Origin of the sequence: Bacillus sp. MYb56, assembly GCF_002976445.1 — a bacterium.
Taxonomy (GTDB): domain Bacteria; phylum Bacillota; class Bacilli; order Bacillales; family Bacillaceae_G; genus Bacillus_A; species Bacillus_A mycoides.
Window position 1 is genome coordinate 9,206 of record NZ_PCOH01000016.1, and the last position, 20,085, is coordinate 29,290.

The window sequence follows — 20,085 nt, forward strand, 5'->3', positions numbered from 1 at the left end:
ATGATAGAGAACTCCCTTTATATCGCCACTTCTATATCATCGTTTTAATTATAATTAAAAGCTAACCTTTTCTATACAATATATCCTTTTATTTTTTATAGATATTTAAAGAATGCATTTATATGAAACGGCTATTCCTAAAGTATCATATTAGGAATAGCCTCAATAACCAATATCTTATCTATCTTAAAAATTAAATTTGACATTTTCAATTTCTGTATTCTCGATTACTAACCCTTCAATCTCAATATTTTCTAATTTTATTTCTTTATTTGAACTAATCGTGTCTAAGATACCTAAAAAATTCTCCGCTAATTTTTTTATAGTTTCCATTCTATACAAACTACTTGCATATTCAAATTCAAAAAACAACTCTTTTTTTCCTTTTTCTACAAATAAGGTTAAATCAAATTTCGAAATTTTATTTCTATATTGAACAGGCGTCATTTTCAAATTCCCCATTATACTTTCATTGATTTGAGATTCTTGAAAAGCTAACATTGTAGAAAATATAGGGTTTCTCCCTAAGTCTCTCTTAATTTTTAACTTATCAATAATCATATCAAACTGGTAATCTTGATTATCATACGCTTTAATTAACTGTTCTTTAATCTCTGACAAAAATTCCGTAAAGTTTTTTTTCTCAATAGGGAAACTTCTAATTGCAATAGTATTTGCAAACATACCAATGATATTTTTCAAATCAGAATGTGTCCGCCCTAAAATAGGCATTCCTACAATTATATCGTGCTGCGAGGAACATTTTGATAACAAAATACTATAAGCTGCAGACAAAATCATGTACAATGTCGTATCTGTTTCTAAACATAAATTGTCTAAACGTTGCTTTAATTCATTTCCTCCTTCAAAAATAAAACTATTTCCTTCAAAGCTTTGTATAATTGGTCTAGGAAAATCCGTAGGCATATCTAATACTGGAAGATCCCCTGAAAGTACATCTAACCAATATTTTTCTTGTATACTTGCAGCACTTGTCTTTAAAAACTCATTCTGCCAATAAACGAATTCTTTATATTGAATAGGGTTTTCCTGTAACAGTTTTCCTTGATATAATTCTGATAACTCCTGCAGTAAAATATTGACTGAATATCCATCTGAAATCAAATGGTGCATATCTGTTAAGAGCACATGTTTATGGCTACTTAAGCGAATGATCTTAACTCTTACTAAAGGGGCTTTACTTAAGTCAAAAGGTTCAATAAATTCATCAATTATATTTTCCAGTTCGACATTCAGCTTACTTGATGGATTAGAACATAAATGTTCATCTAAAACAGAATAACTAATTTCTATATCCACTTCTCCCTGAATTCGTTGTTTGGGCACACCATCTACTACTTCAATAGATGTTTGAAATGCCTCATGTCTCTTTACAATCTCACAAAAAGCTTTTTCCAATTTATCCAGATTGATTTCACCTTCTAGTAAGGTTGCTCTTGGCATATTGTAACTAGTTCCAATCCCTTCCATCTGTTGTAGTGTATATATCCTTTTCTGAGCTGAAGAAAGGTCGTAATATTCGCACTTTTCCACAGGTTGTAATGACACATACTTACTTTCAGATCTTTTCTTTATATGCTTACTTATACCTCTTACTGTTGGTGCTTTAAACGCTTCTCTTAACGATATATCTACACTAAACTTTTTGTGAATTTCTGCCATTAAAAGCATTAACGACAATGAGTTTCCACCCATTTCAAAAAACGAGTCATTCATACTAATTTGCTTAACATTAAGAGTTTCTTCCCACATTTGTGCAACAGTTTTTTCAATTGGATCCTCAGGCAGTTCATAATTAGTTTTTATCAATAATTCATCCTTAATTTCTGGGAGTGCTTTAACATTTAGCTTACCATTTGGAGTCAAAGGAATTCTATCTAACTTAATAAAGATAGAGGGCATCATGTAGTAAGGAATCTTACTTGAAAGGTATTCCCTTATTCCCCACCCATTCTCATTCTCTTTCAACACAATATAAGCACATAGTATATTATTATTTTCTTTATCTTTTTTTGGAACAACGATTGCATCAAGTATCATATCGTGTTGCAACAGTACTGAATTTATTTCTTCTAACTCCACTCTATATCCTCGAATTTTTAATTGATTGTCAATTCTTCCGAGAAATTCTACTTCTTGATGGCATGTGAGCCTCCCTAAGTCTCCCGTTCTATAGAGTTTGATTTTTTCATGTCCCAAAGGTGAAACCGTAATAAACTTTTCGCTATTTAAATCAATTTGATTCAAATAACCTTCTGACACTCCTACTCCCCCAATACAAATTTCACCAGCCATTCCAAGTGGAACAAGTTTTTGACCTCTATCCAAAATGAATATTTTCGTGTTATCTACTGGTTTTCCAATAACCGTTCCCTTGGATACAAGGTCAAAATCAGTAGCATTAAATTTGTGAAATAGAGCGCCAATAGTAGTTTCTGTAGGTCCATAGTGATTCATAATTACAGTTTGCGGATACACCCTATTAAACTTACTAATATCAGCTGACTTCACTTCTTCACCGCCCAATACGATTAACCTTAGCGCCATGCAATTCTCATAATCTTCAACCATACGATGGTTAACTAAATAATTAAATAGTGAAGGAGTCAGTTTTATATAACTTATCTTTTTCTCTTTCAAATATGTGATAAGGGTTTCTGGGAGCATATAATGTTCTTTTGGAACTAAATGTAACTCACCCCCATTTAATAAAGCTGTATACAAACTTGTATATCCTAAATCAAATGCAAAGGAAGATAATAGTAGTGTTTTATCCCTATACGTTATACTTGCTTCTCGTGTGAACCATGAAATATAATTTACCAAGCTTTGATTCTTAATCGGTACCCCTTTTGGGAGCCCAGTGGTACCAGATGTATAAATAATATATATTGGATTATCAACTGTACTTCTTTCCTCTATATTTGAAGGACATTCAAAAAATAAGCTCTTATCTTCCAATTCCATAACCTCACAAGTAAAATCATTAGAAGTTACTAAGTGAGACTGGGTCAAAAGAAGAATTGTATCACTGTCTTCAATCATGCTATTTATTCGTTCTAATGGAAACTCCGGATCAAGAGGTAAATAAATTGCCCCGCTTTTAATAATACTCCATAGTCCAATGATCATTTCAATAGAAGGCTCAGCTAATAAAGCGATTACTGTATCACTTCCTGCCCCCTTCTTAATCAAGTGTTTAGCTAATTGATTTGCTTTATCATTTAATTCCTTATAAGTTATTGTTCTCTGTCCAAACACTACAGCAGTACGATTCGGATGTTTTTCCACCAGTTCTTCAAATATACGTTTAACCGTTTTTTCTTCTGGATACAAAGTATCAGTATTATTAAAAACACCTATTCTATTTTTTTCTTTCATGGTTACTAGATCAATTTCCTCAATTGGAATAGTAATGTCCTCTATGATAGTATCAATAATTTTAACGAAATGTTCCACCATTCGTTCTATCGTCTCTTTACGGAACAAACCTGTACTATATTCAAATATAAAACGAAGTTGTCCATCCTGCTCAGTTACTTTCAGCTCTAAATCAAATTTAGATGTACGATTCGTATACTCGTACGGTTTAATTTCAAAATCACCTATTTCCGCCCTTACTGCATCAACATTTTCAAAAGCAAACATCACATCAAACAGAGGATGACGATTCACATTTTTTCGCAATTGTAGCTTATCAACGAGCATCTCAAATGAATATTCCTGATGTTCGAGAGCTTGAAGTGTGTGGCTTGCAACTTCTTTCAAAAAATCCTCAAACCGTTTCTCTGAAGTAGGATAATTTCTGAGCGCAAGTGTATTAACAAACATACCTACCACATTTTCTAATTCAGAATTCAGTCTTCCTGCTACCGGGCTTCCAATTATAATGTCTTCTTGTCCGCTATATTTAAACAATAGTATATTGAATGCCGAAAGTAATAATGAGTACAGAGTAGCTCCTTTTTGGCTTGAGATTTCATTTAATTTAGATGTATAATATGCATCCAAATTAAATTGAACTACATCACCTTCAAACATTGGCTCATCTAATCTTGGATAATCAGTTGGTAAATTGAGTAATGGTATTTCTTTTGAAAATATTTCAAGCCAGTACAGTTCTTTTAGTTTCCAGTTCCCGGATTCTATCATTTTGTTTTGCCAGTTTGAAAAATCTTTGTATTGAATTCTTACGTCTGGCAAATTATTTTTTTGATAAAGAGATGCAAACTCTCTAATTAAAATTCCCATTGATAAACCATCGGATATAATATGGTGCATATCATAAACAAGCAAATATTTCGATGATGGTAGCACCTCCACAATTGCTGCTCTGAACAAGGGCCCTTTCTCTAAATCAAATGGTCTAATAAATGTTTCAACAACACTCTCAAAATTTTGTTCATCTGCATACAAGTGTTGCAGATTCCATTCAGGATTCTGTTGGATTTTTTGAACTATTTTCCCTTGTACTTGTTTAAATGATGTTCGCAAGCTTTCATGGCGATTAATTAAAGCTTGCAATGCCTTTTCTATCTGTACTATATTAACTTCCCCTTCAAGAAATACTGCTCCGGTAATATTATAGTTTGTAGATGCACCATTCAATTGACTAACAATATACATACTTTTTTGTGCTGGAGAGACTTCATAATACTCCTGTGGTGGTGCTAGACGAATCGCTTCATATGTTTCTTTTTTCCCCATCATTTCTTCAATGATTACAGCCAATTCCTTAATAGTAGGAAATGTAAATATATTTCCAAGTGGAAGTTCAACTTCAAATTCCCTATGAATTTCAGAAACAAGTGTTATTGCTTTTAATGATTGTCCCCCAATTTCAAAGAAATGATGATTAATGCCTACACCATCAGTTCCCAGTATCTTTCTCCAAATACTTACAAGTTTTTGTTGTATCGTATTATAAGGTTTTTGATACTCTTCATCAAACTCTACTTTAATCTCCATATTTTCTAGGGACTTCCGATCAATTTTTCCATTCGGACTGAGCGGAAGGCTTCCTAGTTGAATAAAATAAGAAGGAATCATATATTCAGGAAGTTTCTTCCGCAAAAAACCCCTTATACTGCATTGATTATTTGTACCATGTGAGGGGGAATCATAGAATGCAACAAGATACTTATCATTTGCTACTCCATTCTTCACGGCAACTATAGAGTTTTTTATGTTATCACATTTGTTTAAAACAACTTCAATTTCTCCTATATCAATTCGATGCCCTCGTATTTTTGTTTGGTCATCCTTCCGCCCCAGAACCTCAATGTTACCATCGCAAAGTAATTTCCCCATATCTCCTGTTTTATAAAGCATTTTTCCATAATTATGATAATACGGATCTCGAATAAACTTATCCTTCGTCAACTTAGAATTGTTAATATAACCTCTAGCTAAAGGTATGCCACCTATGAATATTTCCCCCTTCACTCCAATCGGCAAAGGGTGCATGTTCTCATCAAGGATATAAATGCGCCTGTTAGCAAGTGGTTTTCCCACGGGAATAACTTTTAAGTCGGCACTTTTAGTTCTTTTTCCAGACACTTCATATAAAGTACTTGTCATCGCCGTTTCAGCAGGTCCATATGCATTTAACAAAATAATATCTTCTAAAGGTAACTGTTCCCACATCCCTACTTTCTCCGCTGGCATTTGTTCCCCACCAACTATGACGAGTCTGAGGTTACTATCTGGAATTATTTCTGGTCTTGTATACCATTCTTGTACAATTTCGCCCCAATAATTTGTAGGCAGATTAACAACTGAGAGTCCAAGTTCAACACATTTCTGAGAAAACTGATAAGGAGTCCATATATTCTTATCACGCAAAACAAGAGAACTTCCTGCAGCTAGTGTTGTAAAAATCTGTTCAAGTGAAATATCAAAACTTATCGAAGAAAACTGAAGAACACGATCCTCCGGTGTCAGCTCATAACGTTTGCAAATATCAATGGAGTGGCTTACAACTGCTTCATGAGACATCATTACACCTTTTGGTCGACCAGTAGAACCCGAAGTATAGATGATATATGCCAAATTCTGGGGTTCAATTCTAACACTCGGTTGGTTTTTTGGTTCTTCGAGCACTGAATCCCATTCTATATCAAGACAAACGGTATGCCCCTGATAATCTCTAATCTTCGACTGTAAATTATTTTGGGTGAGTAATATAGGTACTTGGGCATCTTTCAACATCAAATTTATTCTTTCGCCAGGATAATCCATATCTATAGGTAGAAAAGCTCCACCAGCTTTTAAAACAGCTAAAATTCCTACAATCATTTTAGGTGAACGTTCAACATACACTCCCACAGGTATTTCAGGCCCTACCCCTAATTTAATGAGCTTATGCGCTAACTGGTTTGAAAGTATATCTAATTCTGTGTAAGATAAACTTTCATTCCCCTGTATAACAGCAGGTTTGTTTAAATTTAATTTTACTTGATCAGTAAATAAATCCTGAAAACATTGATTCTTAGGATAATCCAATGAAGTAGAATTATTATCACTTAAAATATGTGTAAGTTCTTTTTCGGAAATCATTGAGATATTCTCTAACTTACCATCTTCGCTAACAAGCATTTCCCACAAAATATTGATTAAATGTGAAAGTATCTGATTTGCTTCTGTTTCATTTAAAAAGGAACTATTGAATAGTAGCTTCAATTGAAGCTTTGGTTGTAGATTACAATAAACAACCAAAGGATAATCCATTTGTTCATCTATACGTACTGATTTCACTTGTAATGAACCAATTCCGTCTTTCAATTTCACATCGAATGGATAGTTTTCAACAATTACAATACTCTCATACAAATCATATAAGGCAGAGCTTCTTGGCATATCAATCCAACTTCTTATATCAACGAGTGAGGTATATTCATATTGACGCATTTCAACCTGCTTCAGTTGTACATCTTTAAGCCATTTAATCAAATTTACATTTTTATTTATCTTTACCCTAAAAGGAAGAGTATTCATAAAGCAACCAATTATTGAATCCGAACCTTCTAACTCAGCCGGACGCCCTGATGAAGTTACCCCAAAAATAATATCTGTTTCTTGGGAGTAGCGATTTAAAAGAATTGCCCAAGCCCCCTGAATCATAGTATTTAGTGTAATCCGATTCTTTCTAGTAAAGTCTTGAATTATCTGCTGTTTGTCTTCAGATACTTCGTATACTACATCTCCAAAAGCAGATAACTGATTTGAATTTTTTGCAGGAAAAATATTATTGAATCGTATAGGTGTTTTAAATCCATCTAACTCGGTTCTCCAAAATTGTTCCGCTTTCTTCTTGTCTTGCCTACGTAACCAGTCGATATAATCTTTAAATGAATATACATGTCCAAATGTTATCTTTTCGTCAACACATAATGCTTCATAACACTGACCCAGTTCCTTAAAGAGGATGCTATTACACCAACCATCTAACTGAAGGTGATGATGCGTCCATACTACATCATAGGCATACTCTTCTTGCTTAATGACCAAAATTCTCATAAGTGGTGGTTTTGAAAGGTCGAATCCCTTCTTACGATCTTCCTCAATAAGTTGTTCTAACTTTTGCAATCCTTCAGATTTCGAAAAATTTGTCCAATCTAAAACTTGAAAAGGAATTTTTAGATATTTATGAACAATCTGTACAGGTTCTTCTAGCCCTTCCCAATGATATGATGTTCTTAAACTTTCATGTCTATCTAAAAGTTTTTGCCAAGCCTTTTCAAATATCTCAATATCTAGTTTTGATTTTATTGAAAATATTGTTTGCTCCACAGTTACTGACGATTTTGGTGAATAGATATGATGAAAAACCATACTTTGTTGTACAGGTGAAAGCATGTATATATCTTCTATATTTTTATATACCTCAATCCATTCATCAAGTTTCTTTTGATCTATGGAGACAAGTGGGAAATCTGAAGGCGTCAAATATGTACCTTCTTTTGTTTGACAGTGGTCAATTATATTCTTCAAATTGTTGACAAAGTCCTTTGCCAAGCCTTGAATGGTTTCAACCAAATGACTATTCGCACTATATTTCCATTCTACACATAATTTTTTATCAACGATCATACATTCAATTTCAAGCAAGTGACTTCTAATTCCATTCAAATCACGGGTTGGTCCTGTATTCACATCCGATATATTAAATAACTGCTGTTTTTTAATTGCTTGTTCGAACTGTCCTAAATAATTAAAGCTTATTTGTCCCCTTTTCCTAGACGAAATTTGCCCTCGCATCTCTTTCTCTGCTAAGTAATATAAAATTTCATAACCAATTCCACCATTTGGTATAGCACGATACCGCTCTTTTACTTGCTTCAATATTTCTGCTATGCCCTTCTCTTTTTCAATGTCGCCCATAACAATAGGATATACACAAGTAAACCATCCTACAGTTCTTGAAGTGTCGTACTCTTTTAACAAAGGATTCCTACCATGGCCCTCCAAATCAACTAGTGTTTCACCACTCCAATTTGCTAATGTACTAGAAAGTGCGGAAAGCAGAATATCATCAATTCTCATTTTAAATAATTGATACGTGTCATGCAGTAAATACTTTGTTTCTTTCTCCGTCAACATAAAAGAAAGTGTACGAGCAGAGTTTTCATCATTTCTCCCCCCTTCCATGTCAATAGGTATAGTATTTACAGAAGAAGGGACATTGTTCTTCCAAAAAGCAAGTTCATCTTTTAATTGATTGGAATAAGCATATTCATAGAGATGCTCAGACCATTTTTTAAAAGAGAGGCCTTTCACTGGAAGTTGAACAGAGCCACTATTTGTAAGCTGTTCATATATCATCTGTAGAGTGTCCAGCATAAGTCGCCATGAATATCCGTCTATTACAAGATGATGTACTGTTATAAACAACCTTCCTTTTTCCTGATCCCCAGAATCAAAATATGCAACTTTAATTAATGGCCCATCTGTAATGTTTAATTCATACTGCAATTTTGATAAAATTTCATGCATATGACTATTATTAAAATCATGTAATTCAAATAACACATTCTCATCGGACTCTGAATAAACTTGAATCCATTCTCCAGCCCTTTGATAATAACGGAGCCTAAAACTATCATGATAATTTGTAAGTATACGAAAACTTTCATGCAACAAATTCGGATTTATACCTGCTCGTGTTTCCAATAGCACAGATTGATTCCAATGATGATAATTTTCCAAATCTTGCTCAAAAAACCACTTTTGAATCGGTGTAAGAAGCACTTCTCCAGTCTCAGGTTCTTCTATTTGATCTTCACTATAGCTTTCTTTAATATCTGCAATACAATCCGCCAGTTCTGCTATCGTTTGGTTCTCAAACATCTGACTCACGGTAATCTCTATACCCTTTTGAAGCGCTTTACCTACTATTTGAATACTTAAAATTGAGTCTCCTCCCAACTCGAAGAAGTTATCATGTATACCAATCTCCCCCTGATGTAGACCCAATACTGCAGACCATACCTCTACTAGTTCTTCTTGAACTTTATTTTTTGGAGCAACGTAACCTTTATAAGTATGAATTTGAGGAGCCGGTAAGTTCCTTCGATCAAGCTTTCCTATGGAAGTTAAGGGCAGACTCTCTAGCTGAATATAGTATGACGGAAGCATATAATCTGGTAATTCTTTTGCTAAAAATCCCTTAAGTTCCTCCATGTTAACCTGAACATGGGAAACGATATATGCACAGATAACTTTTTTCCCATTATTAATTTCCCAATCAATTACAGCAACATCTTCAATGTAGTTCCTTTTTAATATTAAATTATGAATTTCTGAAAGTTCAATCCGATACCCTCTGATTTTCACCTGATGATCCTCTCTTCCAAGAAACTCGATTTCTCCGTTTGGAAGCCATCTTCCTAAGTCCCCTGTTTTATACATACGATCATTTGGATTAAAGGGATCATTCATAAACTTTTCATTTGTAAATTCTGGTAGATTCAAATACCCTCTTCCTACACCGTCTCCAGCAATATACAACTCACCAGGAACACCTATTGGACTAATATTTTTATCTTTATCTAATATATAACATCTAACATTTGAAATCGGCCGTCCTAAAGAGACGGTATTTTCTGAACATTCAACACTTAAAGCATCCACTGTCGTTTCTGCTGGACCATAATTATTATATAATTTATATCCTCTATCAATTAGTGCATCTTTTAATGATTCTTCTAGTCTTTCTCCACCTGAAATAACTGTGTGTAAACTCTGCAATTTGCGATCATGACATAATAATTCTTTTAATACAGTCGGTATGAAATTAATAATATGAATTTCATGTTGATCAACATAATCACAAAAATGCTCCTTATTTAAAATTAAATTCTTTTCGGCTATATGTAATGTCGCTCCATAAAGTAATGTACCGAAAAAATCCTCAATACTCGGATCAAACACATAATTTGTTAGTTGTAATAGATTTGTTTTTTCCGTTATATTAAATGTTTTTCCAAACCACTGAACAAGATTAACAACATTTCGATTTTCTATCATTACACCTTTAGGTTTTCCTGTAGTACCTGAAGTATACAAAACCGTAAATAAATCATTCGGACTAAGGTTTACTTTTGGTAGAAGAGTCTCACCCGAAATTTTTCTACTATTATCCAATATAAAAATACAATCATTGTTGAATTTTCCAATTACATAGTCGTTTTTATTAATTACATCCTTACTGGTCAATATGAACTTTGTTTGACTATCCTGTATCATATACATTTTCCTTGACTCTGGATATTCTGGATCAATTGGCAAGTATGCAGCTCCGACTTTTAAAATAGCAATTATCCCTATTAGCATTTCAATTGATGGATCCGTCATGATTCCAATAATCTCACCCTTTTTCACTCCTTTTCTAAGCAGTTCATTTGATAAGTTATTGGATATGTCATTTAATTCTTCATAAGTCATAGTCCTATTTTTATATACAATCGCAACATTATCCGGGGTTTTCATCGCTTGTTGCTCAAACAACTGACTAATCGTCAACTGATGTGAATATGTTTTACGAGTATTATTAAATTCCAAAAGGATTTGTTTTTTCTCTTCAATAGATACGATATCAATCTCTTCTATTTTTTTATGAGGATTTTTTATGATTGCTTCTGCAATTATAGTAAAATGCTGAGCTAAACGCTCAATTTTAGATGATTCATATAATTGTTCGTTGTAACTGAAACATATCTCAATATCTTTGTGCAAACTTATACTAATAGATAAGCCATAATTAGTCATTTCAAAGGTGGAATATGAGTTCAAAGCGATTCTATTTTTGTTTGTCAGTATCGTCTGATCTAAAGGGTAGTTTTCAAAAACAACAATAGTATCAAAAAGGTCGATTTCCGTATCCAATTCACTATATTTTTTTATATCTACTAAAGATGATGTCCCATACAATTCCCAATCCTGCAATGTCTTATTTAACTTTTTGATAAGTTCTATAGATGTTTCGCCAGAATCCTTTTTAACTCTTAATGGAACTGTATTTATAAATAGGCCTACCATTTCTTCAATCCCATTAAATGTTCCTGCTCTACCCGAAATAGTTGCGCCAAAAATAATGTCATCGATATTATGATTCTTTTGTAGCACAATTCCCCATAAACTATAAACAAGGGCGGCAAGAGTAACTTCATTTCCCTTCGCAAATCCTTCCAACTTATCCCTTGAAAATTGAATACGATACTGATGATCTTTTCGAATTGATTTATGTTTCTTTTTTGTTACTTCCAATCTATTTTGCGAGTTAAATCCTTTTAAATACTCTTGCCAAAATACTTTCTGCCCTTCTTTATCCTGTTTTTGAATATATTTAATAAAATCTTTATATTTTTTTTTAGTAGGCAGATTGTAAGTTTCTGATTCACTAAGGCATCGATATGCGTTTAGGAATTCTTTTAAAATAATTCCATTACTCCAGCCATCATATATAATATGATGATTACTTATAATCATTTCATGTCTTTCTTCTGCTAATATGCACAAAGTAACCCTGAATGGTATTTCTCGAAGATTAAACTTTTTTTCACGATCTTTAACTTTTATCTCTTCTAGTAAAATATTTTTTTCACTTTCACTCTTGTGTGTAAGATCAATTATTTTAATATGAGGGGTATGTTCTTTCAATACTATTTGAACAGGAGTTTTCACTTTTTCCCAACGAAATAGTGTACGTAACTGCTCATTTGTTTGGACAACCGCGTCCCAAGCTTTCGTAAACAATCCTGCATCAACTCTACCTAAAATCCCCAAACATATCTGTTCAAAATACTCATCACTTTGAGGATTTTTTAAGTAGTGAAATAACAACCCTTCCTGTATTGGTGTTAAACCAAGAATATCTTCCAAATTTTGTTTATCCAATTTTATCATCATTGAGCTCCTCCTTGAGACAATCAAATGAATCTAAATAATTATGCTTCTTCATATTTTCTATAATTTCTCCTCTTTCCATCTTGATAACTTTATCCGCGATATGAAAGTACCTATCATCATGAGTAATAGCAATGATAGCTTTTCCTTTTTCCTTTAATTCAGCCAATAGTTCTGTATAGAAAAAATGTCTAAATTCAGGGTCTTGATCTGCCGCCCATTCATCAAATAGATAAATAGATTTATCCTCTAAATAGCTAATTAATAGTGCTAGTCTTTTTCGTTGTCCTGTTGAAAGTTTAGTTGTACTAAATTCTCCATTTTGAATTTGTACTTTTTCATCGATACGTAATATTTTCAAATATTTTTTTATTTCTTCTTCCTTTGAGCTATAGTCAATACCATAGACTTTTGTAAACAAATAAAAATCACTAAATATTGCGGAATATAGCTCTCTTAACTGTTCCTGATTTATTTCTTGATTGTTAACAAATATGTTTCCGCTATTTGCAGAATACAAACCTGTAATTAGTTTAGCAAGAGTTGATTTACCACTACCATTGCCACCGGTTATAAATACAACCTCTCCTGATTTAAGTTCAAAATTAATTGGCCCAACTTGAAAAGGTTCTCCATGTTCACTTTCGTATTGATATACTACCTCTTTAATCTCCATGTTTATTTTACTTTGAGGTATCAAAGTACTGTTTACGTCTGTCTTATTAGTTTCGGTTTTTAAATACCTTGAAAAATCATTTATTCTCTTCCAACTAATTTTCATTTGAATCGCATTAGGGATAGTATTGAGTATACTATGTAGAGGTCCTGTCATATAAAGAAAAACAAAAACATAGCTTCTTAAAAACTCACTCTGTACCCCTTTAAATAAAAGCGGAAATAAAAATGTAACAGCCCCAATTACCATAACAAACAGCAATTCACCAATAATAAAAACATTAGCAAACTTAAGACCACCTTGAATCCGCTTATCCTTATAATCCTCACAGCTCTCTTGCATCCCTTGTCCAAACTCTTCTCGTTTTGACTTTCCTATGCTTAACTCTTTATAACCGCCAATGAGATCGTTTATATATCTAAAAAAAGTGTTTTGGATGTTTCTTGTTTGTTCCCAAAGATTATTAGCTGATTTTCCAGCTACATAATACATACCTGCTGCAACCAAAATAACTGCAATAGAAACAAGCAGTCCATAAACATTAATTACTCCCAAATAAACCAAACAACATAAAAGTGTAATTGAATCAGTCAAACCAGTAATTATGGTGGCAGCATAATTACTGATAGCTTCTGTATCATTATTTAAGGTGGTTTGAATTCTTTCTGACTCTATTTTTTCAATTTTTTCATAAGGATTTTTTAATATATCGTTAATTAACTGGATCCTTTTTTCATAAATCAGATTATTCGTAATGGTAATCAACTGCGTCCGTACCAATTTTTGCGCTAATACATAAGTAATAATTCCTAGCAAAAAATATAAAAACAAACTATTGTTGCTTGAATAATTACTTCTAGTTAAAGCTTCATTAATAATAAAAATAATCATCGCATTTCCAAAACCACTGGTTACACTCAACACAAAAATCGGAAAAAAATTTTTCTTATTATGCAAAGGAAAAACAGTTATTAAAGATAAATATAGGCAGAACAGTACAATACTAATTAAAGTAGCCCATACCGCAAAACTCATACTGATAGGTAACCAAACATTAACAAAATCCCAAGAAAGTCTCCCGAAAAATACAAATGGAATTTTATAAAGGGCATACCCAGCTAAGAACGCAAACAGAAACGTTATAAAGGGAATACAAATACTTTTAAATTTATTTTTTTCCAACTTCCTTTTTTTCTTATACACCTGAATCATAACTATGAAAATGAAGTATAGAGTAATAATTGAAAAAGGAACCATAAACAAAAGTACAGTAACAGAAAAGGCATCAATACTCTTATACGTATCTTTACCGTTTGTCACCACACTCTCCCCCACAAGTGTGTCCATAATAGCCTGGCCAATATTTTGAGTGTAATCGGAGTTCATGTTAGCCATCACCGCAACTCCTAACTTCTCTTGAGGATGAAATACAACGAAAGAGGAGAAATTCGGATTACTTCCTGCATGTGATATTTCACCAGGACCATTTTGAAAAACTTGCCACCCTCCGGCATAAGAAGAGCCATCCTCAGATGGTGGAACTGATCTGTTTGGTATATGTGTACTATAAATTGCCTTTTGGTGATCATCACTTAGTCCATATATCCCAAGCTGCATACGAAGCCACTTTTCCATGTCTTCATTATTTGAGATAAAATAACCTGCGGGTGTATTTCCTCGATAAATAGGTGCATTAAACTCTATAGGCTTTAAAAAACCTATTTTATATCCCTTTGACATATCATATTTAGCGACATCTTTTCTAAACAAAAAAGTATTACCCATATTAAATTGGTTTAATATATTATTCTGAACGTATTGTTCAAAAGATTGATTGGTAACTTTTTGTATAACTAATCCTAGAATATCGTAGTTAATACTGGCATAATTGAATTGCTCTCCTGGATATGTCTCCAATTTTTGATTTAATATTTCTCTAACTGTATTTTCCAACGCATCATTGTCATTTGAGATAGGTATGTCCCCAATGGTATGAAAAGGGATCCCACTCGTATGATATAAAAGCTGTTCAAGAGTTATTTCAACATTTTTATTAAGTTGTTGTCCTTTATAATTACCTTCATATATCATTTGAAACCACTGCAAATATTTGCTAACAGGGTCCTTTAAATCAATTAACCCCTTTTGAACAAGTTGATATATTGCGAGAGCTGTAAACGCCTTACTATTCGAACCGATTTCAAATAATGTTTTTTCCGTTACACGTTGCTTTGTCTCAAGATTTGAATAGCCAAAACTTTTTTTATATACAGCTTGATCACCTTTGACTACTATCACTGACATTCCAGGAATTTTGGCTTCTTGCATTTGTTTTTTTATAAGCGAGTCTAGTTGTTCTTTATCGTTTTCCGTAAACATTCTATCATTCTCTGCATTTGCTATTTGAATCCCAAATAGCATCTGTACATTTAATAATATTACAAGGGTAATCAAAACAATTTTTACTCTCATCATGATTGAATGACTCCTCTCTAATATCATATATTAAATATATTTTCAAGATCTTCACTCGAGAGGTTTGCCGTTTCAAAATCAGATGGGGTGAATTCAGCATGTTTTCTCTGACAACAATGTTGAATCAAATCTCTCAATTGATTCATATACTCCATGAAAAATTGCGATATTGTTTCTTGTTTAAATTTGTTTTTGCTATACGTAATCGACAAATTCAACTTTTTATCTACTGTATACGCAACGATATCTAGCAAACAATCCATCTCATTTTTATTGCTGTTATCTTGACCGGAATTTTCATACGCAAATTCAAAAATTCCATTGGAAAATGTAGCATTAAAATCACCTAAATAGTTAAAACGAACATACTTTCGAGATTCGGAACTTAATTCCTTCGAAATATACTTTAAAACTCCATAATTTAGACCTTTACTTGGAACGCTACGCAATTGCTCTTTTAATTGTTTAATTTGTTGTGATATATCTACATCCTCAAATTGTAACCGAATTGGAAATAGGCTCGTAAACCATCCAATAGTTCGCGATACATCAATTTCATCATTTAATTCTTCACGCCCATGCCCTTCAATTTCAATAATCACATCATTTGTTTTAATATACTTAGCCATTACCAATGATAGCGCTATAATCATTAGTTCATTACCTTTTGTTCGATAAGCTTCATTTGCTTTTTGTAACAGCTGCATAGTTTCTTCTTCTGTTAACTTCTTAATCATTTTCTCGCAAAATTCCATACGATCCAATCCTAAATCAAAATCATTAAATGAATTCTCTTCATATTGATATACATGCTCCCAGTATCGCTTTTCTGATTCTGGAATTTTTTTACTCATTCTCTTTAACTCAATTGCCCAATCCTGTACCGAATTATCTTTTGGCGGCAAAGAAGTTTTCTGCTTATTTTCTATCTGTTTATATAATTGATTTATATCTTCAAAAATAATTCGCCAAGATATACCATCAACAGCTAAATGATGAGCTGTCATTAATAGTCTTTTACCAAAATCGCCCAAATCAAATATACAAACTTTAAGAAGAATTTCATTTTCAATATTAAAGCTCGATTTCAATATTTCTCCAATACTAGCAATACGAATACTTTGCTCTGTTTTTGATAATTCAGATAAATCTAATGATTCTATTTTTATTTTTTTATTGTAATTATTTTGATTATAAAATAATTCCTTCGTTTCCATCCGGTAATTCAAGCGAAAAGCGTCGTGATGACAAACTAATGAGCTAAATGCCGATTCAAGTATCCCAACCTCAACGTCATCCTTTACTTTGACTAACACTGACTGTGTATAATGGTTTATATTGTTCAAATCTTGCGAAAAAAACCATGAGATAGATGGTATCGTTTCAATACTACCAACACATTGTTGATTACTCTTCTGCTCTTTTGTGCTAGTCATTTCTAAATATAAAATCATATCTTCAATAACTGGATTAGCCAAAATATCCTTTGTTTTTATTTTAATCCCTTTCTCACGTATCTTAGAAGAAATTTGAATTGCTTTAATGGAATCCCCGCCTAGATGATAGAAGTTGTCTCTTATACTTACTTTTTCAACATTTAATACTTCACGTATAATACCTACTAAATCACTTTCTATCTCACCTTCAGTTTTTTTCTCTATTTTAACTTCAGGTTTCGGCAAGGCCTCTCTATCCAGCTTTCCGTTAAACGTCAACGGTATTTCTTTCAACACAATAAAATACGAAGGAATCATATAAACTGGTAAGATCTCTTTTAAGAATCTAAATAGTTCGGATGTCTTCACCTTAGCATTCTCAGTATAGTAGGCACAAAGATAGCGGTTTCCATCATAATCCTCTTGATCAATCACTACCACTTCCTTAATGCTCGGATATTTTTGCAAGTTTATTTCGATTTCTTTTAGTTCTATGCGGAACCCACGAACTTTTACTTGATCATCTTTCCTTCCCAAATACTCAATCTTATCTCCTTCAATAAATCTAGCTAAATCACCCGATTTATACATCTGCTCTTTTTCCGAATATGGATTTACAATAAATCTCTCTCTTGTTAAATCCTGATTGTTAAAATATCCTCTTGCAACACCTTCCCCAGAAATATAAATTTCTCCAACAACTCCCATTGGTACTGGGCGAAGATCGGAGTCCAACACATATATTTTCATATTTTGTGCAGGTACACCAATAGGAACAGATACCCCTTTATCTTTTTCAATATCGAATTGATGAATCATACATCCTACAACTGTTTCTGTGGGCCCATATTCATTATATATTTTTGTTTCTCTACCTAATTTTTTCTGTATGTTTGCGGCAAGGTCTACTGTTAAATTTTCTCCACCAACAATAATTTTTTTAATTGAACACCCAGCAAAGTCTGAATCTTTCAATAAAAACAGGTGAGATGGAGTTAATTTAATAATACTTGCTTTTTTTTCTTTAAATATCCTATATAATACATATTCGTTTGCATCAGCAGGATAAATAATAATCTGATTACCACTAATTAATGGGGTAAATATAGTTGTAACAGTAAGATCAAAAGCAAGAGATGAATACAATGGGAAAACTTCATTTTCACTTGCGCCTACATATACTTGATTTGCCCAGGAAATATAATTAACCAATCCTTTCTGTTCAATCATTGTACCTTTAGGGTTTCCCGTAGAACCCGATGTATATATGATGTAAGCAAGGTCAGTCGGCTCACTTCTATTTTTAATATTAGAAGTATCTCCCATATAAATATGAGCTGCATTTATATGGATAACCTCAACCGCATACAAAGAAAGATCCCATTGATGCGAAATATCAAAATTAGTGAACAGAATATTGATATCTGAATCTTGCAGCATATAATTGACCCGTTCAGATGGATATTGTGGATCAATAGGTAAATATACCGCTCCTGCTTTTAAAATTCCTAAAATTCCAATAATTGTTTCTAGAGAATGCGTAGTTGATATTCCTATTACTGTACCTTTTGTTACATTTTTCTTTAATATATACCTCGCTAATTGATTAGATCTATCATTCAATTCACGATACGTAAGTTCCTTATCTTCCAGGCAAATCGCAACTCTATCTGGTGTCCTTTCTACTTGTTCTTCAAAAAGCTGATGGATTGTCTTGTCCTTTGGATACTCCCTATTCGTTGCATTAAATTCATATATCAATTTATTCCACATATCTTCTGGTAAAATTTCTAATTCCATCAACTTTTTATTAGGCGACTCCAACATCTGATTCAGTAAATGACTGATTCCAAGATACATTTGTTCAATTTGCTTTTCTGTATACATATGATCCTTATAATCTATATCTAGATTAAATCCTCCTAATCTAGACCATTCTCGAATAATCAATTGAATTGAATAAATCTGATTCCTATTGTAAAATTCTTCATTTTCTATTGGTGTACCATTAATTTCAGTAGGAAGTTTTGTATTGTAATAGTTAATACATGTATCAAATAAATCACCGTATCCCTTTTTCTTTAATTCCAAATCTTTCACCAATACATCATATGGATATTTTTGATGATAATAACAGCGAACCAATTCACGATTAATGCCTTTTATAAAATCTAAGACTGTCATTTCACTATCAACAGTATGACGAAATGGCATAGTACTTGTTAACATCCCCACAATATTTTTTTCATTTTTCCCCGCTCGATTAAGTACAGGCATTCCAATAATTAAATCATCCTGCCCATTTACTTTATTTAAGTAAATATAATATAGGGCAACAAAGAATGCGTACACAGAAACATTTATGTCAGTAGCAAATTGTTTAATTTCATCCGATTGATTATTTGTTAAAGAATATGTTTTTCTATTTGCCTTTGCACAATCTACTTCGTTCTTCCGCTTCACAATTGGGAGCTTACTAAACTTCTCATTCCAAAAATTTTTATCCTTCATAAATCTTTTTGAAGTTAAATAGGATTCTTCCTTCTCAAGGCAATACATATAGGTACTATTAAGCTGATCTGTTATTTTTTCACCTTTCAAAATTTGAGTGTATGCATTACAAATCTGTTCAGTTAAAAGATTCATAGACCAACCATCAGAAATTATATGATGGACCTTAACGAAATATCCCCCTTCTTTAGTATCTTGTAACTTGAACAAAGCAAAATCAAATAAGTCTTGTTCATTGATATCGAAAGGTTTTGCAGCTTCCTGCTGAACCCAGGCATCTAAATCCTTCTGACTATTAAAAATAGTATATCGAACTTGATATTTATGATATTTCTCCACATATTGATGAACCTTCTCATCCGATTCTACAAATCGATGCCTGATTCCATCATTTTTTTTTATAAAATAATTAATTGCTTTCTCAAGACAATCAAAATCCACTTCTCCTTGTATCTTTACTGTTCCCCCAATATTATGCAATGGCTGATGAGGATTAATTTTCTCCATATACCAAATCCTTTGTTGAGGATGAGTTAGTGAAAAATATTCTCTATACTTCAA

3 protein-coding genes are annotated in these 20,085 nt (G+C 32.6%); all 3 read right to left on the reverse strand.

Features of this window, described 5'->3' with window-relative positions:
• Positions 1–186 precede the first annotated feature (186 nt).
• Genes CQ058_RS18535 through CQ058_RS18545 form a run of 3 tightly spaced genes read right to left on the reverse strand, consistent with a single transcriptional unit; the run spans position 187 to position 20,085 of the window.
• Positions 187–12,426: a non-ribosomal peptide synthetase gene (locus CQ058_RS18535; protein ID WP_105589925.1), complete on the reverse strand. Its 12,240-nt coding sequence runs from the start codon at positions 12,424–12,426 to the stop codon at positions 187–189.
• Positions 12,410–15,577, reverse strand: coding sequence for a cyclic peptide export ABC transporter (locus CQ058_RS18540; protein ID WP_002189238.1), 3,168 nt, complete (start codon positions 15,575–15,577; stop codon positions 12,410–12,412). Before CQ058_RS18540 ends, CQ058_RS18535 begins: the two co-directional genes overlap by 17 nt.
• A 23-nt stretch (positions 15,578–15,600) precedes the next feature.
• The gene (locus tag CQ058_RS18545; protein ID WP_033733070.1) at positions 15,601–20,085 is read right to left on the reverse strand and encodes a non-ribosomal peptide synthetase; all 4,485 of its coding nucleotides are present in this window, start codon (positions 20,083–20,085) and stop codon (positions 15,601–15,603) included.

What these genes read in the sequence shown, in the direction of transcription:
- CQ058_RS18535 (WP_105589925.1), bottom strand. Translation starts at nt 12,426, where the DNA reads ATGATAAAATTGGATAAACAAAATTTGGAAGATATTCTTGGTTTAACA.
- CQ058_RS18540 (WP_002189238.1), bottom strand. Translation starts at nt 15,577, where the DNA reads ATGATGAGAGTAAAAATTGTTTTGATTACCCTTGTAATATTATTAAAT.